The following is a 12216-nucleotide window of genomic DNA, read 5'->3' as shown; positions in this document are numbered from 1 at the left end:
TGTTGGCTGTAGAATTTTTTACATTATGGTGATGTTGGAATGTAGGGATGGACGTCAATCCAGACGTGGAGCACACCTTCTGTGACGAGCATTGTTCTCAATTGAACTGCATAGTCTTTGTCGTTGATGTCAGGATATATTTTGCGGGATAACAGCCCTTCAACGAGTTTGCTGTATTCGTCAATTTGGAATACATTCCGGCCCTTTAGTACGGTTAGTTCTTTTAGTAATCGGCGACGAAGCTCCATTTCGTCAGCTTGTGGGATATTTACTCCGTTCTGCTGCTTGTAAATGTGCAGGTCGATGCTTTTAATAATGGTTTTCCGATTTTTGTAGCGAAGCAAATCCTCCGTTTCTGCTTTGTAATGTGCAAGACGATCGCGCAGGTCGATGTTCATCATCATGACTTCATTGAATTGGTGCAAGTAGACTGCATGATAAACGCCGGCACCTATAACGCTGCCGACTATGATCAGTGAAAGATTACTAAGCCACAATGGAGTTTTGCGTTGGCGCATCGTCTGTGTTCTCCTTCCTTGTGTTCTCCACATGTAACCAACCGTTCGAAAGGCTCAGAACAGTTGTAGCATAACGTTTACGAAAAGTTATAGACGGCTGCGGCATATCCAGTGGATGAGCTCTGTGCTGAAGTGAGCCCCCAGAAATGATACGAAGATATACAAGAGCTGCTTGAATACGGGATTCAAGTTACCCATCCAAAAGTTGCTTTCAATGACACGAATCGGATCGATTGTACCGCCAACAGCAGCGACAACTGCCCATATTTTGAGGTGTTCTGCAATATGGCGCATCGTATCCGCAGGAGGTTGAAGAGCGATTACGGATCCGATACCTGCTAATATGGCACCTCCGAGCACAATGCCGAAGGCGATAAAGAAGTCGAGCAGCGCTTTGGAAAGAAAAGAACCCATTGTTTAGCCCCTTTTCACATAGAATAACCCTTTGTACATGTATAGGACTTGCTGGCGGAATTATGATACAATAAGAAACGAAAATATGTTCGCATGATGTATCAGAGTAGGGAGTGAATGGTATGGAGCAGTTCGTGCATCTGCACGTGCATAGTGAATACAGCTTGCTCGACGGAGCAGCGCGTATTGAAGCGCTTGCTGCACGGGCAGCCGCATGCGGGATGAAGGCGTTAGCTCTCACAGATCATGGGGTGATGTACGGGATCATTCCTTTTTATAAAGCATGTAAGTCTCATGGCATTAAGCCAATTATTGGCGTGGAAGCGTATGTGACGACAGGAGGGCTTCATGAGAAGGTATCGCGCAAGGAACAGCCAATCTATCATTTGATATTGTTGGCGAAGAATGAGCAGGGATACCGGAATCTAATGAAGATTTGCTCCGTTGGCCATTTGGAAGGGTTCCACTATAAACCTCGTGTCGATATGGATACGCTTCGTAAGTATGCGGATGGGATTATTGCGCTTAGCGCCTGTCTTGGTGGCGAGGTGTCGCAGCATGTGCTTCATGGCAATGAAGAGGCTGCACGCAAAGCAGTTGAACGATATAAGGATATTTTTCATGATGGATTTTATATTGAGTTGCAGGATCACGGCCTTCCGGATCAAAAGAAGGTTAACATTGGCCTTATAGCATTAAGTGAGCAGACAGGAGTACCGCTTGTGGCAACGAACGATGTCCATTATTTACAGCGGGAAGATGCAGCGATGCAAGATGTCCTCATTTGCATTGGTACAGGGAAAACCGTTGACGATGAGGGTCGGATGCGTATGCATACGGATCAGATGTATTTTAAGTCTCAGGATGAAATGAGGGCATTGTACCGTCATGTTCCGGAAGCAATTACGAATACGGCTCGGATTGCGGATGAATGTAATGTGATACTTGATTTCGGCGGGCATGTGCTTCCTGCCTATCATCCGCTCCCCGAAGGCATGAATGCGGGACAGTATGTACGTCAGTTGTGCGAAGAAGGATTGGAGAGCAGGTATGGGTCGCTGCCGGAATGGCAGGATGAAGCCTTTCAACGCGAGGCGAAGGAGAGACTTGCTTATGAGCTGAATACCATTGAGAATATGGGTTTCTCTGATTACTTCTTAATTGTATGGGATTTCATTCGCTTTGCACATGAAAAAGGTATTATGACAGGCCCTGGACGGGGATCATCAGCCGGCAGTCTTGTAGCATACAGTTTGCGGATTACGAATGTTGATCCGCTCAAGTATCATTTATTGTTTGAGCGTTTTTTGAATCCAGAGCGGATTACGATGCCGGATATTGATATCGACTTTAATGATGAGCGGCGTGATGAGGTCATTGCCTACGTTGCGAATAAGTATGGCCCCGATCGGGTGGCGCAGATTATTACGTTCGGTACGATGGCTGCACGAGCGGCAGTGCGAGATGTTGGCAGGGCTCTGAATGTGCCCTATAACGAAACGGATCGGGTAGCTAAGCTCATACCGAACCAACTGGGAGTGACACTTGAGAAGGCATTGCGGACGAGCAATGAACTAAACAGCTGGAGAGAGCGGGAAGCACGCATTCGAGAGCTTATCGATATGGCGTCGAAAGTAGAAGGAATGCCGCGGCATGCTTCAACCCATGCAGCAGGGGTTGTAATCAGTGAAGAGCCGCTGACTCATTATGTTCCCTTGCAGGCAGGGACCGAGAACATTGCGCTCACGCAGTACTCTATGGAGAATTTGGAATCAATCGGCCTACTGAAAATGGATTTTCTTGGTCTGCGGACATTGTCGATTATTGAACGAACACTAGAATGGGTGAACCATCGAACAGAGAAGCCCCTGGATCTAGGAACGATCGACGATACAGATAAAAAGACTTATGAACTGTTGTGCCGGGGAGATACAACGGGATTGTTCCAGCTGGAGTCAGCTGGTGTTCGTCGTGTACTGCGGGAATTGAAGCCGTCTGTCTTTGAAGATATCGTGTCTGTACTTGCCCTGTACCGTCCAGGTCCAATGGAGTTCATACCAAACTATATTCAAAGTAAGCATGGGTTAAAGGCTGTCGAATATCCGCACCCTGATTTAAAACCGATTTTGCAAGACACGTATGGCATCATTGTTTATCAAGAGCAGATTATGCATATTGCCTCCAGAATGGCGGGATTCTCGCTTGGAGAAGCAGACCTGTTACGGCGTGCGGTATCGAAGAAGAAGCGGGAGGTGCTTGATCAAGAGCGCCGTCACTTCGTAGAAGGCAGCTTGAAGCAGGGCTATACAGAAGAAGAAGCTAATCGGGTCTATGATATGATTGTTCGCTTCGCTGATTATGGATTCCCGCGGGCGCACGCTGCTGCTTATGGTGTGCTTGCTTTCCAAACTGCTTACTTGAAGGCTCATTATCCGACAGAATTTATGGCCTCTATGCTGACAGCGAATATGGGCAGCCATCGGAAGATAGCAGAATACATTGAGGATTGTCGAAGATTGAGTATTGTCGTGTCGCCTCCAGATGTAAATGAAAGCTATGTACGCTTTACGCCTGTTGATGGCGCGATTCGTTTTGGCCTTGGCGCCATTAAGAATGTTGGTACGCTTGCCATCGAAAGTATATTGAAACAGCGAAAGGAGAAGCCGTTTGCGGATTTGCTCGATTTCTGTCAGCGGGTAGACCTTCGAGTATGCAATCGGAGAGTCATTGAATCGCTTATCCAAGCAGGGGCGTTCGATTCATTGCCAGGTCATCGTGCTCAATTGCTGGCTATGCTGGACGAGGCATTGGAAGCTGCTGCAAAATGGCGCAAAGAAAGGGATGATCTCCAAATCCAATTATTCGGCTTCGTTGAAGTGAACAATTGGACGATCGATTATCCAAATATTCCGCCATTCGCCATGACAGAGCAGCTCGAACTGGAGCGAGAATTGTTGGGATTGTATTTATCCGGTCACCCGTTGGATGACCATGCGGAGTTACTGGCATCTTCGGAAACAGATCGGCTAGTTGATTTGCACGAAGTGCCGGACGATAGTGAATGCACAGTTGCCGGAATGGTTGTATCGCTTCGTTCGATTATGACGAAGAAAGGAAAGCCGATGGCATTTATTGAAATTGAAGATCGGATAGAACGGGCTGAAGTAGTGCTATTCCCAGAGGTATGGCGTCGAGCAGAGTCTTTAATCGAGAAGGGGGCGTTGATCGCCATACGGGCGAAAGTTCAGCACCAGGATGAAGGTTATAAGCTGCTTGCTGACGAGGTCGTACCGCTCGAATCACGCGCAATTGCTGCGCTTACGAAGCGTGCTGCACATCGTAAGCGCGCGCCAGAGAATCAGGGGGGCCATATGCGTCAGCGCGCAGCTATCGACAATAAACGTGGAGCCGGGGCGGCTATTGATACGAATCTCCACGCAGGCGTCGTGTCGGATGGTTCTGGGTCATCCGCTGTGCATGTGCGAAACGAGGCTCCAGTTGGGGTAAATGAAGGAAGGGCGGATGCTGTACCTGCCTCCAGATCGAGTTCGCGCCTCCCGCACCGGCAGCGTGTATATATCAAGATTACAGCTGATCATGAGCGCCCAGATTTACTACAGCAATTGAAGCAGCTCTTGAAATCACAGCCAGGCCCATTGCCGACTGTGCTGTTCTATGAGCGCGATCAGCAATTGCTGGCGCTTAGCGAAGCCTATGCGCTGAAGCCCTCGCCTGAACTGTTCAAGAAGATTGAATCCATGTTCGGAGCTGGAACGGTACGCGTGAAATGAAAATAGTCGTGGCCAGATCCTCTCTCGCAAGTAGCACAATTCCCCTCCCACCTGCATAGAGTGGTCATACACCCTATTCGCAACAAGACGAGATCGAAGGGGTGAAGGGAGGGGACGCCATGACCTTCAATATGGCGGAGCAATGGTTAGTTAAACGAGGTGTATCACTCGAATCCATCGCGGAGATTGTGCTCCATTTACAGCAGCCATACAATGCAGCATTGACGCTGGAGGACTGTTTGGACAGCGTACGAGCCGTAACTCGCAAGCGTGAGGTGCAATATACGCTTATTACCGGCATCGCATTAGATATACTTGCGGAGCAGAAGCTGCTGCCGGAGCCGCTCCAAGCGATTATGGAAACGGATGAATCCCTTTATGGCGTAGATGAAACACTTGCGCTTGGCATCACTAGCGTTTACGGAATGATCGGCCTCACCAGCTTTGGGTACTTGGATAAAGCCAAGCTGGGAATCATTCATCATCTCAATTCGGACACCACGCAGATTCATGTGTTTCTAGATGATATTGTTGCGGGATTAGCAGCTGCGGCATCTGCAAGAATTGCACATCACAACAAGCGTGCGCAGCAGTACGGCGAGGGTGGAGCTTGCGGATCCGACGATGAGAATGCAAATTCTTAAAGAAGTCGCCAAGCCGAGATAGGGTAAGGCTTGACAGCCGTTCTACTCTGTTTATTGAGCTGCTCATTCCAGCAAGTCTGTTGGAATTTGTTGCGGTGAAATTGACAATTATGATATCATAATGGCATTATATGAGCCGTTTCTGGAACGTTAGGGGGGTCAATCGCGCGTGTGGACTGTTATCTACATCGCACCGACTGCCAATTTAGCAGATAAAATTCAGCGCAAGCTGACAGAGGAAGGATTTCTCATTCAGATCCGTCCGATTCATCTGTCTAAACAACAGTTTGAAATTCTAGTGCCTTCCGGAGAAGTTGAAGAAATTCAGGAAGTGCTTAATTCGATCTTGCATGCATGATGCGGCTGATGAATGAACGATATTCGTTCAAACAGCCGATTTTTGTTGTCTATGGTTAGGACAATCTCTAATTTGAAGCAATAGGATTCTGTCCTATTTTTCAATTGGAGAAATCACGCCTAAAGAGGTGTATCGGGTGTTTAAAGACTTATTTCAAAAGAAAAAGTACGCAACGGTGCCGTCCGGATCTGTACACGATGACCGTCCCAAACGCGAGATACCCGAAGGTTTGATGAATAAATGTCCAAAATGTGGCTCGATTCAGTATCATAAAGAGCTGGATAAAAACCTGAAGGTATGTACGCAATGCGGATATCATTTGCGCTTGAGTGCAAGAGAGCGCATCGAGATGACATTGGATGAAGGCCGATTTTTTGAATATGATGCGGATGTCGTATCCGCGGATCCGCTTGATTTTCCAGAATATAAGGACAAGCTGGAGCAGCAAAAGGCTAAATCTGGCTTGGATGAAGCTGTTATTACGGGCGAGGGGACAATCGGAGGATTTCCTGTCGTCGTAGCGGTAATGAGCTTTGATTTCTTCACAGGCAGCATGGGATCGGCAACAGGAGAAAAAATAACACGAGCTATTGAAACTGCAATGCAGAAGCAATATCCGTTAATCATCTTCTCTACATCTGGCGGCGCAAGAATGCAGGAAAGCATCTTGAGTCTGATGCAGATGGCCAAGACGAGCGCAGCGCTTGGAAAATTCCACGAAGCAGGCGGATTCTATATTTCAGTATTCACGGATCCGACTATGGGCGGAGTATCTGCAAGCTTTGCCATGCTTGGCGACATCATTATAGCTGAGCCTGGGGCAAGAGTCGGCTTTGCCGGCCGTCTCGTAATAGAGCAGACGATTCGTCAGAAGCTTCCGGAAGAATTCCAAACGGCTGAATTCAACCAGAAGCATGGACAAATCGACCTGGTCGTGCAGCGTAAGGACATGAAGTCCACGTTGGCGAAACTTATCGATCTGCATACGGTGAAAGGGGATGTAGCTCATGGCGAATGAACTTCCGTTCGAGCAGCCTTTGGTGGAGTTGAAGCAGAAGATTGCTGAATTGAAACGGTTCGGCGACGAGAAGCAAATTGACTTTACTGAAGAAATCGCCCGCTTGGAGGAGCGTTACGCCAAGTTAGCTGCAGAAATTTATGCTAGCATCTCCCCATCGCAGAAGATGCACTTGGCAAGACACCAACAGCGACCGACCACACTTGATTTTGTTCAGCATATTTTCACTGATTTCATTGAACTCCATGGTGACCGATTGTTCGGCAACGATCTTGCTATTGTGGGCGGATTGGCGCGTCTGAACGGGGTGCCGGTAACGGTAATCGGACATCAAAGAGGCAAGGATACAAAAGACAATATTGCAAGATTTTTCGGCAGCCCGCATCCAGAAGGCTTCCGTAAGGCGCTTAGGCTCATGCAACAAGCGGACAAGTTTGGTCGTCCAATCATTACTTTCATCGATACGAAGGGCGCATACCCGGGCAATACAGCTGAGGAACGAGGACAATCGGAAGCAATTGCACGCAATTTGCGAGATATGGCCCTGTTCGGTGTGCCGATTATTTGCGTCGTAATTGGTGAAGGCGGAAGCGGCGGTGCGCTTGCGCTCGGCGTTGGCAACCGAGTCCTGATGTTGGAGAATGCGATCTATTCGTGCATTTCACCGAATGGTGCTGCGTCGATCCTATGGAAGGATGCGTCCAAAGCCGACCAAGCGGCAGAAGCAATGAAGATTACAGCTTCTGACCTGAAGGAACTCAATGTGATCGAAGAGATCATTCCGGAGCCTCAAGGCGGTGCTCATAAGGACGTTGCAGTGGCTTCTGCCAACTTGAAAGATGCGATTTGGCGTCATTTGACCGAGCTGATGGGGATGACCCCAGAGCAGCTGCGGGAAGATAGATATGACAAATTTCGCAATATTGGCGAGTTCGCCGTTCTGCAGCACGGTTAAGTTCAGTGGCGTCTGTGTCGCAGATCCACGTCCTGACTGGTATGGCGCGGTTTTCTTGAGTTCATTGACTTAAAATCCTGTCTGCTGGTAAAACTTATCAATATGATTATCTTCATATACAAATTTTCTTGAATGTAGTAAATTAGATAGTTGAGAGCCTTGTTTTTTAGCAATGCCATATAGAGATACTTAGAGAGACACACATAATTGGAGGAAGCCATATGCGTAAAACTAAAATCGTCTGTACTATCGGTCCTTCCAGCGAATCTTTAGAGAACACTAAAAAATTGATTACGGCTGGCATGAACGTTGCTCGTCTTAATTTTTCACATGGTGATTTTGAAGAGCACGGCAACCGAATCAAAAACATTCGTCAAGCATCCCAAGAATTGAACAAAACGGTTGCAATTCTCCTTGATACGAAAGGCCCAGAAATTCGTACGGGTAAGCTTGCTGTTGACTCCGTTGATCTCGTTGAAGACGAGTTCATCACATTGACAACAGAAGAGATCCTTGGTGATAAAGACCGCATTTCCGTAACTTACGAGAACTTGCCTCGTGACGTAGAAGTCGGTTCCACAATCTTGATCGATGACGGCCTCGTTGGTTTGACGGTTGTTGAGATTCAAGGTACAGAAATCAAATGTAAAATCGTTAACGGCGGCACAATCAAGAGCAAAAAAGGCGTTAACGTTCCTGGGGTGAAAATTTCCCTTCCAGGTATTACAGAAAAAGATGCGAACGACATCCGCTTCGGTATCGAGCAAGGCGTTGATTTCATCGCTGCTTCCTTCGTTCGTAAAGCACAAGACGTTTTGGAAATCCGTGAATTGCTTGAAAAGCATAATGCAACTCATATCCAAATCATTTCCAAAATTGAAAACCAAGAAGGCGTGGACAACCTGGATGCAATCTTGGAAGTGTCTGACGGCTTGATGGTTGCTCGTGGTGACCTTGGCGTTGAAATTCCAGCTGAAGAAGTACCACTCGTTCAGAAGCGTATGATCGAGAAGTGTAATCTGGCTGGCAAACCAGTTATCACAGCTACACAAATGCTTGATTCCATGCAACGCAACCCGCGTCCTACACGTGCGGAAGCAAGTGACGTAGCGAATGCAATCTTCGATGGTACGGATGCAATCATGTTGTCCGGTGAAACAGCTGCAGGGAAATACCCAGTTGAATCCGTAATGACAATGTCCCGTATCGCAGAAAAAGCTGAATCCGCGCTTGAATACCGTGAAATCTTGGTAAAACAAAGCTTGAGACAGCAAACAACAGTTACGGATGCAATCAGCCAAGCAGTTGCTAACACAGCTCTTGACCTGAACGCTAAAGCAATCATCAGCTCTACACAAACTGGCTACACAGCGCGTATGGTATCCAAATACCGTCCGAAAGCTCCAATCATCGCTGTGACTCCTTCTGAGCAAGTAATGCGCGGTTTGTCCTTGACTTGGGGTGTTACTCCAGTTAAAGGCGATCAAGCTACTTCTACTGATGAAATGTTCGACGTTGCTGTTGCAGGCGGCGTGAAAACAGGCATCGTTGCAGAAGGCGATCTGGTTGTTATTACAGCTGGTGTTCCAATGAGCTGCGCAGGTTCCACGAACCTTGTGAAAGTAAGCCAAATCGGACAAGGCCGTTATTCCTAAGAACAGGCTTATCCAATTGAATATATAAGCGACAGCAGACAAGAGCAATGGACGAACCATTGCTCTTGCTGTATTTGTGAACGTACTCTCGAATGCGCTACAATGGAGGAGGAATGGTGATGTCCCCTGACGTAAAGGAAGAAGATCAATCCGTATGGTTTGGTTATCCGCTGCGCGTGCGTTATCAAGAAACGGATCGAATGAATGTTGTATTCCATGGCAACTATATAACCTGGTTTGAGGTCGGAAGAACCGAATGGATACGTTCCTTAGGTATTAGCTATCGGGATCTTGAGGAGCGCGGACTTCTACTTCCTGTAGTCGACCTTCAGGTGAAGTTCAAGCGGCCGGCCTTGTATGATGATCAAGTTGTCGTATATACGCGCCTCCAGCAATTGTCGCCGCTGCGAGTTACATTTGCTACTCAGGTTTGCAGAGTAACTGAACATTTGTTATCTAGTCTGCCTGAATCAGGCTGGGTATCCCATCCTGCCGGAGAACTGCTGGTGGAGGGGACGACGACGCTTGCTTGGTTGAATGCAAAATGGCGGCCGATTCGCCTTGAACGGGAAGCGAAGGATGTATGGACGTTGCTTGAGAAAATGTGCTCAACAGACTGATTCATTTCCATGTAGGCTGTATTATAGTGCATGATGCAACGCAAATGTCATGATGCAAGGGAGGGAATGTCTTATGAATCCGATGGTATGGGTGCTCATTGTGCTGACATTGATTCCTGCGTTAGAGGTGTATGGCTTCGTACTGATGAGTAACTGGGTAGGCGGATGGAATACGTTCCTGTTGATATTGCTAACCGGTGTCATTGGTGCAGTCATTGCCCGCTACGAGGCGAATCAAGTATGGGCAGATGCCCAGAAGCAAATGCAGGCAGGGCAAATTCCGGGTAGAAAGGCTGTAGAGGGCTTGTGTATTCTAGCAGGCGGGATTTTGCTCCTTACGCCGGGATTCTTTACCGATATTATTGGCTTTACACTTGTATTTCCACTGACACGACCGATTTACAGATACTACTTACTAAAATGGTTAGAGAAAAAGATGAAGGACGGCAACTTTATTTACTTTCGCCGTTTCTAATCCAACAATAAACACGCCCGCTATATGGTGTAGAACCATGTTGACGGGCGTGTTTTGCATATGTTCTCCACAATTGAGTCAGATCGCTTCCCGCTTGCCGGGGCGCAGCACGGCTGAACCAATGCCAAGCCGTACAATGCCGAACAAAATCAGTACGCCAATATGCAGCAGGATTGTAGTCCACGTTCCTCCGGCAGCCAGCAGCTCCATTGCATCCATCCAGCTTCCAAGGAATTCCCCATTCAACGCCCAACAGCCAGTGAGTCAAAACAATGATGCTCGCTGCTTAAATGAGTGCGAAAAGGGTATTGTTCGCCAATTTTTCCGCGATATACTGATAGGACGTACTAGTGTTGAAGCATTGGTCGAAGGTGTGGATCTGTTTATCCGACATAGTATTCGTAGGATCATCCCCTTGCGAGTTGGGGCAGACAAATGCAGTGACAAGCTCACAAAGGAGAGAAAGCAGATGATTCACTTTCTTATTGTAGATGATGATCCCTTTATTCGAGAGAGCTTGATGCTTATCGTCGGCTATGGGTAATTATCCTAACTACCTTCGATGATGATGAGTACATTGCGGAAGCGATGCAGTATAGGGCAAGCGGATAAGTGTTTGCTTAGTTTTTTCCGTTCATGATGAATGTTCGTAAATCCTGAAAGACGTTCGCCCGCTTCATCGCAGACAGCAGCACAAGGGCAACAGGACCTACAATAAGTCCAAGAAAGCCGAATAACTGCATGCCGACAAACATCGCAACCAGCAAAAGAAGCGGGTCAAGTCCAACCGTTGAAGCGAGAACTTTGGGCTCCATAATCTGCCTTGTGAACAGAACGATGCCATACACAATGCTTAATCCAATTCCGAGGGAAGTTTGGTCAATTGCAAAGCAGTATATAATCCACGGAATCATCACAGCGCCGACGCCGAGATACGGCAGCAGATCGACAATGCCAATAAGAAGTCCAATTGTGATGGCATAGTCAACTCGCAACACAATTAGTCCTGCCGTAATAATGAACATCGTAATCGAGATTAGAAATAACTGGGCGCGCAAATATCCGAACAGAGCCTGCTTCAAATCACTCCAGATCGTACGCAATGGCTGACAGATGGAGTCGGGCATTGCTTTTGCGGGGATGTTCATCCAGCGTGTCCAGTCTTTGCTTATAAAAAAGGCGGATAACAGGATGATGATGGAGATGGACGCCACATTCGGCAGACTGGACAGCAGGCGAACGATCGCATCCAGAAATGACGTGATGAGATTGGTGACTACCGTTGTTATTTTCTCGGCTGTGCTTGATAGGTTGCTGTTGATTGAGCCCTGAAGGTTAGGGTTATCCTTGTATAAGGAACCGAGCGTATCCAAAAAGATACGAACCTTATCATTTTCGAACAGCCGTATAAAGAATTCCCGCCACAATTGCAGAAAATGATCCATGGAGACCGACAAATTATAGATTTCCCGCACGATACGCGTCACCGCCGCTGCCGCGACAGTTAGCATCGAAGTGATGAACAAGGTTAAACAAATCGTGACGCTCAGCCAACGCGGCATCCGGAACTGTTCAGACATCCATTGAACAACCGGATTAAGCATGAGGGCGATCATCCAGGCAATGAGAAACGGATAAATCAGTGGGATAAGGATATAGCAGGATAAGATCATGAGTAGACCAATGGTCAATACCCACCCCCCACGAAGAATACGCTTAATGATGTGCTGCTCCATGTTCCCGCTCACCTCCATGATCTCTCCATAAA

At 47.4% G+C, this 12216-nt stretch carries 12 protein-coding genes; 8 read left to right on the top strand and 4 right to left on the bottom strand.

Going from position 1 to position 12216, the window contains the following annotated elements; genetic code table 11:
• Positions 1 to 23 precede the first annotated feature (23 nt).
• Positions 24 to 518: a sporulation membrane protein YtrI gene (locus NO352_RS15575; protein WP_005551694.1), complete on the bottom strand. Its 495-nt coding sequence runs from the start codon at positions 516 to 518 to the stop codon at positions 24 to 26.
• 87 nt (positions 519 to 605) lie between these two features.
• Positions 606 to 932: a YtrH family sporulation protein gene (locus tag NO352_RS15570; protein WP_005551693.1), complete on the bottom strand. Its 327-nt coding sequence runs from the start codon at positions 930 to 932 to the stop codon at positions 606 to 608.
• Positions 933 to 1054: 122 nt separating this feature from the next.
• On the opposite strand from NO352_RS15570, the gene NO352_RS15565 reads away from it, so the two are divergent.
• The 8 genes from NO352_RS15565 (at position 1055) to NO352_RS15530 (ending at position 10448) form a co-directional block, all read left to right on the top strand.
• Entirely contained in the window at positions 1055 to 4723 is a 3669-nt protein-coding gene (locus tag NO352_RS15565) for a DNA polymerase III subunit alpha (protein ID WP_289356069.1), read from the top strand.
• Positions 4724 to 4842: 119 nt separating this feature from the next.
• The gene (locus tag NO352_RS15560; RefSeq protein ID WP_289356068.1) at positions 4843 to 5367 is read left to right on the top strand and encodes a phosphatidylglycerophosphatase A family protein; all 525 of its coding nucleotides are present in this window, start codon (positions 4843 to 4845) and stop codon (positions 5365 to 5367) included.
• Positions 5368 to 5536: 169 nt separating this feature from the next.
• A complete protein-coding gene (locus NO352_RS15555) occupies positions 5537 to 5725 on the top strand; it encodes a hypothetical protein (protein ID WP_005551689.1) in 189 nt (62 codons plus the stop codon).
• Between the two features lie 136 nt (positions 5726 to 5861).
• On the top strand, positions 5862 to 6743 hold the full coding sequence (gene accD / locus NO352_RS15550) for an acetyl-CoA carboxylase, carboxyltransferase subunit beta (RefSeq protein ID WP_171418897.1): 882 nt from the start codon (positions 5862 to 5864) through the stop codon (positions 6741 to 6743).
• Positions 6733 to 7698 (top strand): acetyl-CoA carboxylase carboxyltransferase subunit alpha, encoded by a 966-nt coding sequence (locus NO352_RS15545; RefSeq protein ID WP_005551686.1) that lies wholly within the window; start codon positions 6733 to 6735, stop codon positions 7696 to 7698. Before accD ends, NO352_RS15545 begins: the two co-directional genes overlap by 11 nt.
• 221 nt (positions 7699 to 7919) lie before the next feature.
• Positions 7920 to 9353 (top strand): pyruvate kinase, encoded by a 1434-nt coding sequence (pyk, locus tag NO352_RS15540; protein ID WP_005551685.1) that lies wholly within the window; start codon positions 7920 to 7922, stop codon positions 9351 to 9353.
• A 119-nt stretch (positions 9354 to 9472) separates the two neighbouring features.
• On the top strand, positions 9473 to 9973 hold the full coding sequence (locus NO352_RS15535) for an acyl-CoA thioesterase (protein ID WP_289356067.1): 501 nt from the start codon (positions 9473 to 9475) through the stop codon (positions 9971 to 9973).
• A gap of 73 nt (positions 9974 to 10046) precedes the next feature.
• Positions 10047 to 10448: an FxsA family protein gene (locus NO352_RS15530; protein ID WP_005551683.1), complete on the top strand. Its 402-nt coding sequence runs from the start codon at positions 10047 to 10049 to the stop codon at positions 10446 to 10448.
• A 78-nt stretch (positions 10449 to 10526) separates the two neighbouring features.
• Here NO352_RS15530 and NO352_RS15525 read toward each other — a convergent pair whose 3' ends face one another.
• Both NO352_RS15525 and ytvI read right to left on the bottom strand, forming a co-directional pair.
• Positions 10527 to 10694, bottom strand: a complete 168-nt coding sequence (locus NO352_RS15525) for a hypothetical protein (protein WP_289356066.1) — start codon at positions 10692 to 10694, stop codon at positions 10527 to 10529.
• A gap of 374 nt (positions 10695 to 11068) precedes the next feature.
• Positions 11069 to 12184: a sporulation integral membrane protein YtvI gene (ytvI, locus tag NO352_RS15520; RefSeq protein ID WP_005551681.1), complete on the bottom strand. Its 1116-nt coding sequence runs from the start codon at positions 12182 to 12184 to the stop codon at positions 11069 to 11071.
• Positions 12185 to 12216 lie beyond the last annotated feature (32 nt).

The sequence above is a fragment of the Paenibacillus sp. S-12 genome, from assembly GCF_030363895.1.
Taxonomy (GTDB): domain Bacteria; phylum Bacillota; class Bacilli; order Paenibacillales; family Paenibacillaceae; genus Paenibacillus_B; species Paenibacillus_B alvei.
The sequence above is the reverse complement of the archived record's forward strand: the minus strand, read 5'-3'. Positions and strand labels throughout refer to the sequence as shown.

Coding starts and splice junctions, on each gene's coding strand:
- NO352_RS15570 (WP_005551693.1), bottom strand. CDS start 932: ATGGGTTCTTTTCTTTCCAAAGCGCTGCTCGACTTCTTTATCGCCTTC.
- ytvI (WP_005551681.1), bottom strand. CDS start 12,184: ATGGAGCAGCACATCATTAAGCGTATTCTTCGTGGGGGGTGGGTATTG.
- NO352_RS15545 (WP_005551686.1), top strand. CDS start 6,733: ATGGCGAATGAACTTCCGTTCGAGCAGCCTTTGGTGGAGTTGAAGCAG.
- NO352_RS15560 (WP_289356068.1), top strand. CDS start 4,843: ATGACCTTCAATATGGCGGAGCAATGGTTAGTTAAACGAGGTGTATCA.
- NO352_RS15535 (WP_289356067.1), top strand. CDS start 9,473: ATGTCCCCTGACGTAAAGGAAGAAGATCAATCCGTATGGTTTGGTTAT.
- NO352_RS15565 (WP_289356069.1), top strand. CDS start 1,055: ATGGAGCAGTTCGTGCATCTGCACGTGCATAGTGAATACAGCTTGCTC.
- NO352_RS15575 (WP_005551694.1), bottom strand. CDS start 518: ATGCGCCAACGCAAAACTCCATTGTGGCTTAGTAATCTTTCACTGATC.
- pyk (WP_005551685.1), top strand. CDS start 7,920: ATGCGTAAAACTAAAATCGTCTGTACTATCGGTCCTTCCAGCGAATCT.
- NO352_RS15530 (WP_005551683.1), top strand. CDS start 10,047: ATGAATCCGATGGTATGGGTGCTCATTGTGCTGACATTGATTCCTGCG.